Below are 267 nucleotides of genomic sequence, written 5' to 3'. Positions count from 1 at the left end.
CCCACGCCGAGGGCCGCGACGATGGCGACGGCGCCGATGACGATCCCGGCCTTCTTGCCGCCGCCGCCCGGGGCGGGGGGCTGGGGCGGCATGCCGTACTGGGTCTGCTGGCCGTACGGCTGCTGCGGCGGGACGCCGGGCTGGCCGGGCTGCTGGGGGTGGCCGTATCCGGGCTGGCCGGGCTGCTGCGGATAGCCGTATCCGGGCTGGCCGGGCGGGGGAGCCTGCTGGGGGTAGCCGTAGCCGGGCTGCGGGGCCTGCGGCGGC

General features: G+C 79.4%; 1 pseudogene. It reads right to left on the bottom strand.

From position 1 onward, the window contains the following. A pseudogene (locus ADK41_RS13780) lies at positions 1 to 267 on the bottom strand (hypothetical protein); the annotation flags it as partial.

This window comes from Streptomyces caelestis (genome assembly GCF_001279005.1).
GTDB lineage: Bacteria > Actinomycetota > Actinomycetes > Streptomycetales > Streptomycetaceae > Streptomyces > Streptomyces heliomycini.
This window is presented reverse-complemented; position numbering and strand designations above follow the sequence as displayed.